At 54.6% G+C, this 12,746-nt stretch carries 8 protein-coding genes; all 8 read right to left on the bottom strand.

Annotated elements, in window-relative coordinates:
- Nucleotides 1-311: 311 nt before the first annotated feature.
- Nucleotides 312-4,535, bottom strand: coding sequence for a DNA-directed RNA polymerase subunit beta' (rpoC, locus tag JJB97_RS16700; RefSeq protein ID WP_238715200.1), 4,224 nt, complete (start codon nt 4,533-4,535; stop codon nt 312-314).
- Nucleotides 4,536-4,611: 76 nt separating this feature from the next.
- Nucleotides 4,612-8,640, bottom strand: coding sequence for a DNA-directed RNA polymerase subunit beta (gene rpoB / locus JJB97_RS16695; RefSeq protein WP_238715199.1), 4,029 nt, complete (start codon nt 8,638-8,640; stop codon nt 4,612-4,614).
- Nucleotides 8,641-8,960: 320 nt separating this feature from the next.
- Complete coding sequence (rplL, locus tag JJB97_RS16690; RefSeq protein WP_238715197.1) at nt 8,961-9,329, bottom strand: 50S ribosomal protein L7/L12; 369 nt, start codon at nt 9,327-9,329, stop codon at nt 8,961-8,963.
- A 67-nt stretch (nt 9,330-9,396) separates the two neighbouring features.
- Nucleotides 9,397-9,894 carry a 50S ribosomal protein L10 gene (rplJ, locus tag JJB97_RS16685; protein ID WP_238715195.1) on the bottom strand — a complete coding sequence of 166 codons (498 nt, stop codon included), beginning with the start codon at nt 9,892-9,894 and terminating at the stop codon, nt 9,397-9,399.
- Between the two features lie 357 nt (nt 9,895-10,251).
- The gene (rplA, locus tag JJB97_RS16680; RefSeq protein ID WP_238715194.1) at nt 10,252-10,956 is read right to left on the bottom strand and encodes a 50S ribosomal protein L1; all 705 of its coding nucleotides are present in this window, start codon (nt 10,954-10,956) and stop codon (nt 10,252-10,254) included.
- A 4-nt stretch (nt 10,957-10,960) separates the two neighbouring features.
- On the bottom strand, nt 10,961-11,389 hold the full coding sequence (rplK, locus tag JJB97_RS16675) for a 50S ribosomal protein L11 (protein ID WP_123350556.1): 429 nt from the start codon (nt 11,387-11,389) through the stop codon (nt 10,961-10,963).
- 157 nt (nt 11,390-11,546) lie between these two features.
- A complete protein-coding gene (gene nusG / locus JJB97_RS16670; RefSeq protein WP_001287521.1) occupies nt 11,547-12,092 on the bottom strand; it encodes a transcription termination/antitermination protein NusG in 546 nt (181 codons plus the stop codon).
- 1 nt (nt 12,093) lies between these two features.
- Nucleotides 12,094-12,477: a preprotein translocase subunit SecE gene (gene secE, locus JJB97_RS16665; RefSeq protein ID WP_238715192.1), complete on the bottom strand. Its 384-nt coding sequence runs from the start codon at nt 12,475-12,477 to the stop codon at nt 12,094-12,096.
- Between the last annotated feature and the right edge of the window lie 269 nt (nt 12,478-12,746).

Genomic DNA, 12,746 nt, shown 5'->3' with positions numbered 1-12,746 from the left:
CGGGGCGTACTCCTGCGGTTTATCCAGTGCAGCCAGTTCCTCGCCGGTGATGCTGTTGGTGTATTGCTGTGACATATCAATTCCTTTTGATTTCTCTGGTTAAATACTGGCCTGTCATACACCGACCGGGGCTTAACCAAAATTTCCCTATATGACGCAAAAGGTTACCGGACAACCGGAGACCGGCCGCCTGATACAAGCTGTCCAACTTTTGGGGTGCAGTGCAGAAGGACGAGGTCTTACGGCGCACTGGATAAAAAAAGCCAGTCAGGAAACCCGACTGGCTTTTTAAGCGCTTCGCGAATCAACGATTACTCGTTATCGGAACCGCCCAGCCCCGCATTCAGCAGTTCCGCCAGAGAAGCGGATGCTTCCTCTGCGCTCACCTGCGGCGTTACCGGCGTTTCGCCCGCGGCACGGCGACGCATTCTGTCCTGGTGGTACGCATAACCCGTACCGGCCGGGATCAGACGTCCCACAATAACGTTCTCTTTCAGGCCGCGCAGTTCATCGCGTTTGCCCGCAACGGCTGCTTCGGTCAGCACGCGAGTGGTCTCCTGGAACGAGGCCGCAGAGATGAAGGACTCGGTCGCCAGAGACGCCTTGGTGATACCCAGCAAGTCACGCATATAGGTTGCGCCAACTTTGCCGTTCGCTTCCAGCTCGCGGTTTGCAATCTTGACGCGTGAGTATTCCACCTGCTCGCCTTCCAGGAACTCGGAGCTTCCCGCGTTCATGATAGTGGCTTTACGCAGCATCTGACGAACGATAACTTCGATGTGCTTATCGTTAATCTTAACGCCCTGCAGACGGTAAACGTCCTGGACTTCGTTAACGATGTAACGAGTCACCGCATGCACGCCGCGCAAACGCAGAATGTCGTGCGGCGCTTCCGGGCCATCGGAGATAACGTCGCCACGTTCAACGCGTTCGCCTTCGAACACGTTGAGCTGACGCCACTTCGGAATCATCTCTTCGTAAGCATCGCTGCCGTCTATCGGCGAGATAACCAGGCGGCGTTTGCCTTTGGTTTCTTTACCAAAGGAAACAATACCGCCGATTTCCGCCAGAATGGCCGGCTCTTTCGGGCGACGCGCTTCGAACAGATCCGCAACGCGCGGCAGACCACCGGTAATATCCTTAGTACCGCCGGATTCCTGCGGAATACGCGCCAGGGTATCACCAGAGCTAATCTGTACGCCATCTTCCAGCTGTACAATCGCTTTACCCGGCAGGAAGTACTGAGCAGGCATATCGGAGCCAGGGATCATGACATCGTCGCCGTTAGCATCAACGATTTTCAGCGCCGGGCGCAGATCTTTACCGCCTGCAGTACGTTCAGCAGAATCCAGTACCACCAGCGAAGACAGGCCGGTCAGCTCATCGGTCTGACGCGTAATGGTCTGACCGTCGATCATATCGGTAAAGCGAACGTAACCCGCCACTTCGGTGATAACCGGCATGGTATGCGGATCCCAGTTTGCGACGGTTTCACCGCCGGCAACCTGTTCGCCATCGCCCTTCGCCATTACAGAGCCGTACGGCACTTTATAGCTTTCTTTGGTACGACCGAATTCGTCGATAAGCTTCAGTTCGGTGTTACGCGAGGTGATAACCAGTTTACCGCTGGAGTTCACAACCGACTTCGCATTGCTCAGGCGGATGCTACCTTTGTTTTTCACCTGGATGCTGGATTCCGCCGCCGCACGCGATGCCGCGCCACCGATGTGGAAGGTACGCATGGTAAGCTGCGTACCCGGCTCACCGATGGACTGTGCCGCGATAACGCCGATAGCCTCACCTTTGTTGATGATGTGACCACGCGCCAGGTCGCGACCGTAGCAGTGCGCGCACACGCCAAAGTCGGTATCGCAGGATACGACAGAGCGCACTTTCACGCTGTCGACAGAGTTTTCTTCCAGCAGGTCACACCACTGCTCGTGCAAAAGCGTGTTGCGCGGCACCAGGATATCCGCCGTGCCCGGCTTCAGGATGTCTTCTGCGGTGACGCGGCCCAGAACGCGATCGCGCAGCGGCTCTTTTACATCGCCGCCCTCGATAACCGGAGTCATGGTGATGCCTTCGAGCGTGCCGCAGTCGTCTTCGGTAACGACCAGGTCCTGCGCCACATCGACCAGACGACGGGTCAGATAACCGGAGTTCGCCGTTTTCAGCGCGGTATCCGCCAGACCTTTACGCGCGCCGTGGGTTGAGATGAAGTACTGGAGTACGTTCAGCCCTTCACGGAAGTTCGCGGTGATCGGCGTTTCGATGATGGAGCCATCCGGCTTCGCCATCAGGCCACGCATACCGGCCAACTGACGAATCTGGGCTGCTGAACCACGCGCGCCGGAGTCGGCCATCATGTAGATGCTGTTGAAGGAAACCTGCTGCTCTTCTTCGCCGTTACGGTTAATAACGGTTTCCGTTTGCAGGTTTTCCATCATCGCGCGGGATACGCGATCGTTTGCCGCCGCCCAGATATCGATAACCTTGTTGTAGCGCTCGCCTGCGGTTACCAGACCGGACTGGAACTGCTCCTGAATCTCGGCCACTTCAGCTTCGGCTTCAGCGATGATCTCGGCCTTTTTCTCCGGGATAACCATGTCATCGATACCGACAGAAGCGCCTGAACGCGCTGCATAGGCAAATCCGGTATACATGGTCTGGTCCGCAAAAATAACGGTCGGCTTCAGGCCAAGGATACGGTAACAGGTGTTCAGCATCCGGGAGATAGCTTTTTTGCCGAGCGGCTGGTTCACAATGGAGAACGGCAGCCCTTTTGGCACGATCATCCACAAAATCGCACGGCCAACGGTGGTATCGACGAGGCTGGTTTTAGCGACAAACTCGCCGTTCGCGTCTTTCTCGTATTCGGTGATACGCACTTTTACGCGCGCGTGCAGTTCGGCCTGGCCTGAGCGGTACAGACGTTCCGCTTCTTTCGGGCCAGTCAGCACCATGCCTTCGCCTTTAGCGTTAATCTTATCGCGGGTCATGTAGTACAGACCCAGCACCACGTCCTGAGACGGCACGATAATCGGCTCACCGTTCGCAGGCGACAGGATGTTGTTAGTCGACATCATCAGCGCGCGCGCTTCGAGCTGGGCTTCCAGCGTCAGCGGCACGTGTACCGCCATCTGGTCGCCATCGAAGTCGGCGTTATACGCCGCACACACCAGCGGGTGTAGCTGAATGGCTTTACCTTCGATCAGTACCGGCTCAAACGCCTGGATACCCAGACGGTGCAGCGTAGGCGCACGGTTGAGCAGCACCGGGTGTTCACGAATCACTTCGTCCAGGATATCCCAGACTACCGCTTCTTCGCGCTCAACCATTTTCTTGGCGGCTTTGATGGTGGTGGCCAGCCCTCGCAGTTCCAGCTTGCCGTAGATGAACGGCTTGAACAGCTCCAGCGCCATTTTTTTCGGCAGGCCGCACTGATGCAAACGCAGGTATGGACCTACGGTGATAACAGAACGACCGGAGTAGTCAACACGCTTACCGAGCAGGTTCTGACGGAAACGACCCTGCTTACCTTTGATCATGTCAGCCAGAGATTTCAGCGGACGCTTATTGGAGCCGGTGATCGCACGGCCGCGACGGCCGTTATCCAGCAGGGCGTCTACCGCTTCCTGCAGCATACGCTTTTCGTTGCGCACGATAATATCCGGCGCGGCCAGATCCAGCAGGCGCTTGAGACGGTTGTTACGGTTAATCACGCGACGATACAGATCGTTGAGATCTGAGGTTGCGAAACGCCCGCCGTCCAGCGGAACCAGCGGACGCAGATCCGGCGGCAACACCGGCAGCACGGTCAGGATCATCCACTCCGGCTTGTTGCCGGACTGTACGAAGGCCTCCAGCAGCTTGATACGCTTGGTCAGCTTTTTACGCTTAGTCTCGGAGTTGGTTTCGTTGAGCTCTTCACGCAGGGTTTCGCACTCCTGCTCCAGATCCATGCTTTTTAACAGCGCCTGGATAGCTTCGGCGCCCATTTTCGCGTCGAACTCGTCGCCAAACTCTTCCAGCGCGTCAAGATACTGTTCTTCGGTCAGGATCTGGTTGCGCTCAAGGTTGGTCATCCCGCCTTCAATCACCACGTAGGACTCGAAGTACAGCACGCGTTCGATATCGCGCAGCGGCATATCCAGCAGTAGGCCGATGCGGGACGGCAGCGACTTCAAAAACCAGATATGCGCAGTCGGGCAAGCCAGCTCAATGTGGCCCATACGTTCACGACGCACTTTTGTCTGGGTCACTTCAACGCCGCATTTCTCGCAGATAACGCCGCGGTGCTTAAGGCGCTTGTATTTACCGCACAGGCACTCGTAGTCTTTTACTGGCCCAAAAATACGCGCGCAGAACAGTCCGTCACGTTCCGGCTTGAACGTACGGTAGTTAATGGTTTCCGGCTTCTTAACTTCACCGAAAGACCAGGAACGGATCATGTCTGGCGAGGCCAGAGCAATTTTGATCGCATCAAACTCTTCGGTTTTAGTTTGCGCTTTCAGAAACTTTAATAAGTCTTTCACGGATTGGCTCCCGTCGGAGTTAGCACATTCTGCTGCCGGGCATGACCCCGGCAGCAGTGACCTGTTTGAGCGAGAATTACTCGTCTTCCAGTTCGATGTTGATACCCAGCGATCGAATCTCTTTCAACAATACGTTGAAGGACTCCGGCATGCCCGGCTCCATCTGATGGTTGCCGTCAACGATGTTCTTATACATCTTGGTACGGCCGTTCACATCATCAGACTTCACGGTCAGCATCTCCTGCAGGGTGTAGGCGGCGCCGTAAGCTTCCAGCGCCCACACTTCCATCTCCCCGAAGCGCTGGCCACCGAACTGCGCCTTACCACCCAGCGGCTGCTGCGTAACGAGGCTGTACGAACCGGTGGAACGCGCGTGCATTTTGTCATCGACCAGGTGGTTTAGTTTGAGCATGTACATGTAACCGACCGTTACCGGACGCTCAAACTGTTCGCCGGTACGGCCGTCAAACAGCGTAATCTGGCCAGAGGTCGGCAGGTCGCCAAGCTTCAGAAGCTCTTTGATCTCTGCTTCTTTCGCACCGTCGAATACCGGCGTTGCAATCGGCATGCCTTTACGCAGGTTTTCAGCCAGGCGCAGCACTTCTTCATCGCTAAAGGCGCTCAGGTCAACTTTCTGACGCACGTCGGTACCCAGATCGTAGGCACGCTGGATAAACTCGCGCAGTCTGGCGACCTCCTGCTGCTGCTTGAGCATGGCGTTGATCTTCTCACCAATGCCTTTCGCCGCCATCCCCAGGTGGGTTTCCAGAATCTGACCGATATTCATACGTGACGGTACGCCCAGCGGGTTGAGTACGATATCAACCGGGGTGCCGTTTTCGTCATAAGGCATATCTTCGATTGGGTTTATCTTGGAGATAACGCCTTTGTTACCGTGACGGCCTGCCATCTTATCGCCTGGCTGAATCTGACGCTTAACGGCCAGGTACACCTTAACGATTTTCAGCACGCCCGGCGCCAGATCGTCGCCCTGGGTGATTTTACGGCGCTTGGCTTCGAGTTTCTTCTCGAACTCATGCTTGAGTTCATCGTACTGCTCGGCCAGTTGCTCTAGCTGATTCTGCTTGTCTTCGTCAGTCAGACCCAGCTCCAGCCAGCGGTCGCGCGGCAGCTTGTCGAGCTTCTCCGCTTCAACGCCACCGGAGACCAGCACCGCGCGGATACGGCCAAAGAGACCCGCTTCGAGGATCTGCAGTTCTTCAGACAGGTCTTTTTTGGCCTGCTTCAGCTGCATCTCTTCAATTTCCAGCGCGCGTTTGTCTTTCTCAACGCCATCGCGGGTAAAGACCTGTACGTCGATAACCGTACCGGACACGCCGTTGGGCACACGCAGGGAGGAGTCTTTAACGTCAGACGCTTTTTCACCAAAAATGGCGCGCAGCAGCTTCTCTTCCGGCGTCAGTTGGGTTTCGCCCTTCGGCGTAACCTTGCCCACCAGGATGTCGCCGCCGGTCACTTCCGCGCCGATATACACGATGCCGGACTCATCCAGCTTGGAGAGCGCGGCCTCGCCTACGTTCGGGATGTCAGCGGTGATCTCTTCCGGCCCCAGCTTGGTGTCACGGGACACGCACGCCAGTTCCTGAATGTGGATAGTGGTGAAGCGGTCTTCCTGCACCACGCGCTCGGAAACGAGAATGGAGTCCTCGAAGTTATAGCCGTTCCACGGCATGAACGCCACGCGCATGTTCTGACCCAGCGCCAGTTCGCCCAGATCGGTGGACGGACCGTCTGCCAGCACGTCGCCGCGCTCTACCGGCTCGCCCAGAGATACGCACGGCATCTGATTGATGCAGGTATTCTGGTTAGAGCGGGTGTATTTGGTCAGGTTATAGATATCAATGCCCGCTTCGCCCGGATACATCTCGTCTTCGTTAACTTTGATAACGATACGGGACGCATCCACGTACTGAACGGTGCCGCCGCGTTTAGCCACGGCGGTTACGCCGGAGTCAACGGCAACGGCGCGTTCCATACCGGTACCAACCAGCGGCTTATCCGCGCGCAGGGTCGGCACCGCCTGACGTTGCATGTTCGCTCCCATCAATGCGCGGTTTGCGTCATCGTGCTCAAGGAACGGGATCAGGGACGCGCCAACCGACACCACCTGCTGGGTGGAAACGTCCATATAGTCAACCTGATCGGCGCTGAACAGGCTGGACTCGCCTTTGTTACGGCAGGTCACCAGATCGTCAACGAAGCGGCCGTTATCATCCAGGTTGGTGTTCGCCTGGGCGATAACGTAGTTGCCTTCTTCAATAGCGGAAAGGTAATGAATCTCATCGGTCACCGCGCCGTCGGTCACTTTACGATACGGCGTTTCAAGAAAGCCGTATTCGTTGGTCTGTGCGTATACCGACAGTGAGTTAATCAGACCGATGTTCGGCCCTTCCGGCGTTTCGATAGGACATACGCGACCGTAGTGGGTCGGGTGAACGTCTCGAACCTCAAAGCCTGCACGCTCGCGGGTCAGACCGCCCGGGCCGAGTGCGGAGATACGGCGCTTGTGCGTGATTTCAGACAGCGGGTTGTTCTGGTCCATAAACTGAGAGAGCTGGCTGGAACCGAAGAACTCCTTCACCGCAGCGGAAATCGGCTTAGCATTTATCATGTCCTGCGGCATCAGGGTATCCAGATCGCCTAAAGAAAGGCGCTCTTTCACCGCGCGCTCTACGCGCACCAGGCCCACGCGGAACTGATTTTCCGCCATTTCGCCCACGGAGCGAATACGACGGTTGCCGAGGTGGTCGATATCGTCCACTTCGCCTTTACCGTTACGGATATCGATGAGCTTTTTCATGACATCGATGATGTCTTCTTTGCTCAGAATGCCGGAACCTTCCACTTCGTCACGCAGCAGCGAACGGTTGAATTTCATACGACCAACCGCAGACAGGTCGTAACGGTCTTCAGAGAAGAACAGGTTTTCAAACAGGCTCTCAGCCGCTTCACGCGTCGGCGGTTCGCCCGGTCGCATCATGCGATAGATTTCAACCAGCGCGCTCAGACGATCGGTAGTCGGATCGATACGCAGCGTTTCAGAAATGTATGGACCGTGGTCAAGGTCATTGGTAAACAGGGTTTCAATACGCTTATGGCCTGACTGGCTCAGCTTAGCCAGCAGATCCAGCGACAGCTCCATGTTTGCCGGGCAAATCAGTTCACCGGTAGATTCATCAATGTAGTCCCGCGCGGCCACTTTGCCCGCGATGTACTCAACCGGCACTTCAATATGCTTAACGTCGTCTTTTTCCAGTTGGCGGATATGACGCGCGGTGATGCGGCGGCCTTTTTCAACGTAAACTTTGCCGTCGGCTTCAATATCGAAGGAGGCGGTTTCGCCACGCAGACGCTCCGGCACCAGCTCCATCTGCAGCTTGTTATCGCGAATTTCAAAAATGACTTTCTCGAAGAACAGATCGAGGATCTGGTCGGAAGTGTAATTCAGCGCGCGCAGAATGATGGACGCCGGCAGTTTACGGCGGCGGTCGATACGGACAAACAGGTTATCTTTCGGATCGAATTCAAAATCCAGCCAGGAACCACGATAAGGAATAATGCGTGCGTTATACAGCACTTTACCAGACGAGTGGGTTTTACCCTTATCGCTGTCAAAGAAGACGCCCGGGCTACGGTGTAGCTGAGAAACGATAACACGCTCGGTGCCGTTGATAACAAAAGTACCGTTATCCGTCATGAGCGGGATTTCGCCCATGTACACTTCCTGCTCTTTGATGTCCTTAACGGTGCCTTCCGGCGCTTCGCGCTCGTAGATAACCAGACGCAGTTTTACACGCAGCGGCGCCGAATAGGTCACCCCGCGAATCTGGCATTCTTTAACATCAAATACAGGTTCACCAAGGCGGTAGCTGACGTACTGTAGCTCAGAATTACCGCTGTAGCTCTGAATCGGGAATACGGAACGGAATGCCGCTTCCAGACCGTACTGGCCTTCCGGATCTTGCTCGATAAACTTCTGAAACGAGTCAAGCTGGATAGAAAGGAGATATGGGACATCCAGCACCTGCGGACGTTTGCCAAAATCCTTACGAATACGTTTTTTCTCGGTATAGGAGTAAACCATTAGGGTTCCTCAGCTCGCTGACAAGTCGACCCACGCTGCCTGTAGGGAAGGCAGATTATGCAACACCATTTTGTTGACCGGAAAATGGGACACTTTCCGCAATGCCTGTTTCTATCACTCTTAAATCATTTCATTGCGATTTACCCAAAGCTGGCGCTCTGTCGCAGTATATTAAGGCGTCGATAGAAACAAGCATTGTTCAGCAACCAGCAGTAAAACAGTGTGAAATGCTACTGGCGCCTTACAGCGCAAAAAGGCTGGTGACTAAAAAGTCACCAGCCATCAGCCTGATTCCTCAGGCTGCAACCGGAAGCCCTGGCTTATTTAACTTCAACTTCAGCGCCAGCTTCTTCCAGAGATTTTTTCAGAGCTTCAGCGTCATCTTTGCTCACGCCTTCTTTCAGAGCGGCCGGAGCAGATTCTACCAGATCTTTAGCTTCTTTCAGGCCCAGACCGGTTGCGCCACGTACTGCTTTGATAACAGCAACTTTGTTAGCGCCAGCGGATTTCAGAATAACGTCGAACTCGGTTTTTTCTTCTTCAGCAGCGGCAGCCGGGCCAGCAGCCACAGCAACAGCGGCAGCAGCAGAAACGCCGAATTTTTCTTCCATTGCGGAAACCAGCTCTACAACGTCCATTACAGACATAGCGGCAACTGCTTCGATGATTTGATCTTTAGTGATAGACATTTAAATTGTTCCTGAAAATCAGAATTAAGTTTATACGGTAGCGAGTACGCTGCAACGATAAGTGCGATTAAGCAGCTTCTTTTGCGTCGCGTACGGCAGCCAGAGTACGAACCAGTTTGCCGGCAGCGGCTTCTTTCATGGTCGACATCAGACGTGCCAGTGCTTCTTCGTAAGTCGGCAGCGTTGCCAGGCGGTCGATTTGCGACGCCGGGATCAGCTCACCTTCAAAGGCAGCGGCTTTGACCTCAAATTTTGCATTCGCTTTCGCGAACTCTTTGAACAGACGAGCGGCAGCGCCCGGATGTTCCAGAGAGTATGCAATCAGGGTCGGACCAACAAACGTGTCTTTCAGGCACTCAAAAGGAGTACCTTCAACGACGCGGCGCAGCAGAGTGTTGCGAACAACACGCATATATACGCCCGCTTCACGACCTGCTTTACGCAGTTCGGTCATTTTATCTACAGTTACGCCACGAGAATCCGCGACCACTGCAGACAGCGCGCCTTTGGCTACTTCGCTGACTTCAGCAACAATCGCTTGTTTGTCTTGAAGATTTAAAGCCATTAGCTTTGCTCCTGGATGTTTGCCGGGCGTTAATTCCCGGAACTCACTTCACTCTTTTAATAAAAAGAGCGTCTTAATACGGTGAGCAGAAACAAGCCAAAGAGTATCAAAAATAATCTCAGCGTTCTGTCACCGTCTACGCAGGGAATTAAGCTTCTTAACGAAACACCTGCGGTCTTCGACGGAGGCCTGGATAGGCCAGGCTCCAACGAACAAATTCTTTCTATTCTTCGCTATTCAGCCTGTGGCGGCGTTAGCTGCCTTGTCACAAACTGAATATCTCGAACAGCATCTGCACTAGCAGAAACGTGGGCGAAGATTGTAGACAAATTCACCGCCCACGTAAAGCAGCGAATCTTAGTTCGCTGTTGCGCTCAGACCAGACTGGTCGATGGCAACGCCGGCGCCCATCGTGGTAGAGAGGCTAACTTTCTTGATGTACACGCCTTTCGCCGCAGACGGTTTTGCTTTTTTCAGCGCAACCAGCAGCGCTTCCAGGTTTTCTTTCAGCTTGTCAGCGTCGAAATCCACTTTGCCGATGGTGGTATGGATGATGCCGTTCTTATCGTTACGATAACGCACCTGGCCTGCTTTCGCGTTTTTAACCGCTTCAGCAACGTTCGGAGTTACGGTGCCCACTTTCGGGTTCGGCATCAGGCCACGCGGGCCGAGAACCTGGCCCAGTTGGCCAACAACGCGCATTGCATCCGGAGAGGCGATAACAACGTCAAAGTTCATTTCGCCTTTTTTGATCTGCTCTGCCAGATCTTCCATACCTACCAGCTCAGCGCCAGCCGCTTTTGCCGCTTCCGCGTTCGGGCCCTGGGCAAATACGGCTACGCGAACGGAACGACCGGTGCCGTGCGGCAGTACGGTAGCGCCACGTACGTTCTGGTCAGATTTACGCGCGTCGATGCCGAGGTTCACGGCAACGTCCACGCTTTCTACGAATTTAGCAGTGGCCAGCTCTTTGAGCAGGGCAACGGCTTCGCTGATGTCGTACTGTTTAGTTGCATCAACTTTGTCACGGATCACACGCATGCGCTTGGTCAGTTTAGCCATTGTCTTAGTCCTCCACTACCAGGCCCATGGAACGAGCGGTACCTTCAATGGAGCGAGTCATCGCTTCAATATCGGAACCCGTCATGTCCGCGGCTTTAGTCTGCGCGATTTCCTGCAACTGAGCGCGGGAAATTTTACCCACTTTGTCTTTGTTCGGTTTGCCGGAACCAGACTTGATACCCGCTGCTTTTTTCAACAGCACGGCAGCCGGAGGCGTTTTGGTAACGAAGGTGAAAGAACGGTCGGCGTAAACGGTAATCACAACCGGAATCGGCAGACCTTTTTCCAGGGAATCCGTTTTGGCGTTAAACGCTTTACAGAATTCCATGATGTTCACACCCTGCTGACCCAGAGCAGGACCAACCGGCGGACTCGGGTTAGCCATACCCGCTGCAACCTGCAGCTTCACGTAGGCTTGTACTTTCTTGGCCATTGAATTTTCCTCTGTTGGGTATTAACGCTTCAAAAAGAAGCTCCCCGTGATAAATACTTTTTTACGGGCAAACGCCCATAAAAACAAAAGGCGCGAAATTGTATGCCAATCCCGCACCTCATGCAAGCCGACAATGTCGGTTAATTTGCAAACTGTATTACGCTTTTTCGACCTGGCTGAAATCCAGTTCGACCGGCGTTGCGCGGCCAAAGATGGAGACAGACACTTTCAGGCGGCTTTTCTCGTAATCCACTTCTTCCACCACGCCGTTAAAGTCGGCGAAAGGACCATCGTTAACGCGCACCATCTCGCCTGGCTCAAACAGCGTCTTCGGACGCGGTTTATCGCCAACCTGCTGAAGACGGTTCATGATGGCATCAACTTCTTTATCGCTGATAGGCGCCGGGCGGTCAGACGTGCCGCCGATAAAACCCATAACGCGCGGAACGCTGCGCACCAGGTGCCAGCTCGCGTCGTTCATCACCATCTGTACCAGAACATAACCCGGGAAGAATTTGCGCTCGCTTTTACGACGCTGGCCGCCGCGAATTTCAACCACTTCTTCGGTCGGCACCATCACTTCGCCAAACAGCTCTTCCATGTTATGTAATTTGATATGCTCGCGCAGGGAAGTCGCTACGCGGCCTTCAAAACCGGAAAACGCCTGAACGACGTACCAGCGCTTTTTAGGAGCTTCAGACATCTCAGAACCTCAGGCCAGTGATAAAAGAGACCAGGCGGACCAGAATACCATCCAGCCCCCACAGGATCAGTGACATAACGGCGGTTACAGCCGCCACAATCAGCGTGGTGTGCAAGGTTTCCTGGCGGGTCGGCCAAATCACTTTGCGGACTTCGGTTCTCGCTTCGCGGGCAAAGGCGACCGTTGCCTTGCCTTTTGTCGTCAACAGCGCAACACCGCCCGCTGCAGCAATCAGAACCACTACGCCCAGCGCGCGCAGCGGCAGCGTAACGTCGCGAAAGAGGTAGTTACCAACAACAGCCGCAATCAGCAGCACGGCGACAACCACCCACTTTACCGCTTCCAGGCCGCGCCCGCTCCCTTGAGCTTCGGTATTCGCACTCATAAACCAACCTGTCACAAGAATTCGAGAAACATCTTTGCCCCGCAAGAGTGCGAGGCAACCAAAACCGAAATGCTGTGCTGCGTTTCGGACTAAACGCCCTCTTCAGAGCCTGTCTCAGCAATGATTATGGCTAATAAAATCACTGATGAGCCAGGTTCTGGTTCGAAAGCGTACAAAAAGGGCATCAAATGATGCCCTTTTATTGCGCATTGCGTCAAATATTATCAGCGCTTAGCCGAGAACTTTAGCAACCACGCCCGCGCCAACGG

The sequence above is a fragment of the Tenebrionibacter intestinalis genome (assembly GCF_016632365.1).
GTDB lineage: Bacteria > Pseudomonadota > Gammaproteobacteria > Enterobacterales > Enterobacteriaceae > Tenebrionibacter > Tenebrionibacter intestinalis.
The sequence above is the reverse complement of the archived record's forward strand: the minus strand, read 5'-3'. Positions and strand labels throughout refer to the sequence as shown.

Excerpts from the sequence above, each read along its gene's own strand:
- rpoB (WP_238715199.1), bottom strand. The coding sequence starts at position 8,640 with ATGGTTTACTCCTATACCGAGAAAAAACGTATTCGTAAGGATTTTGGC.
- rplL (WP_238715197.1), bottom strand. The coding sequence starts at position 9,329 with ATGTCTATCACTAAAGATCAAATCATCGAAGCAGTTGCCGCTATGTCT.
- rplJ (WP_238715195.1), bottom strand. The coding sequence starts at position 9,894 with ATGGCTTTAAATCTTCAAGACAAACAAGCGATTGTTGCTGAAGTCAGC.
- rplA (WP_238715194.1), bottom strand. The coding sequence starts at position 10,956 with ATGGCTAAACTGACCAAGCGCATGCGTGTGATCCGTGACAAAGTTGAT.
- rplK (WP_123350556.1), bottom strand. The coding sequence starts at position 11,389 with ATGGCCAAGAAAGTACAAGCCTACGTGAAGCTGCAGGTTGCAGCGGGT.
- nusG (WP_001287521.1), bottom strand. The coding sequence starts at position 12,092 with ATGTCTGAAGCTCCTAAAAAGCGCTGGTACGTCGTTCAGGCGTTTTCC.
- secE (WP_238715192.1), bottom strand. The coding sequence starts at position 12,477 with ATGAGTGCGAATACCGAAGCTCAAGGGAGCGGGCGCGGCCTGGAAGCG.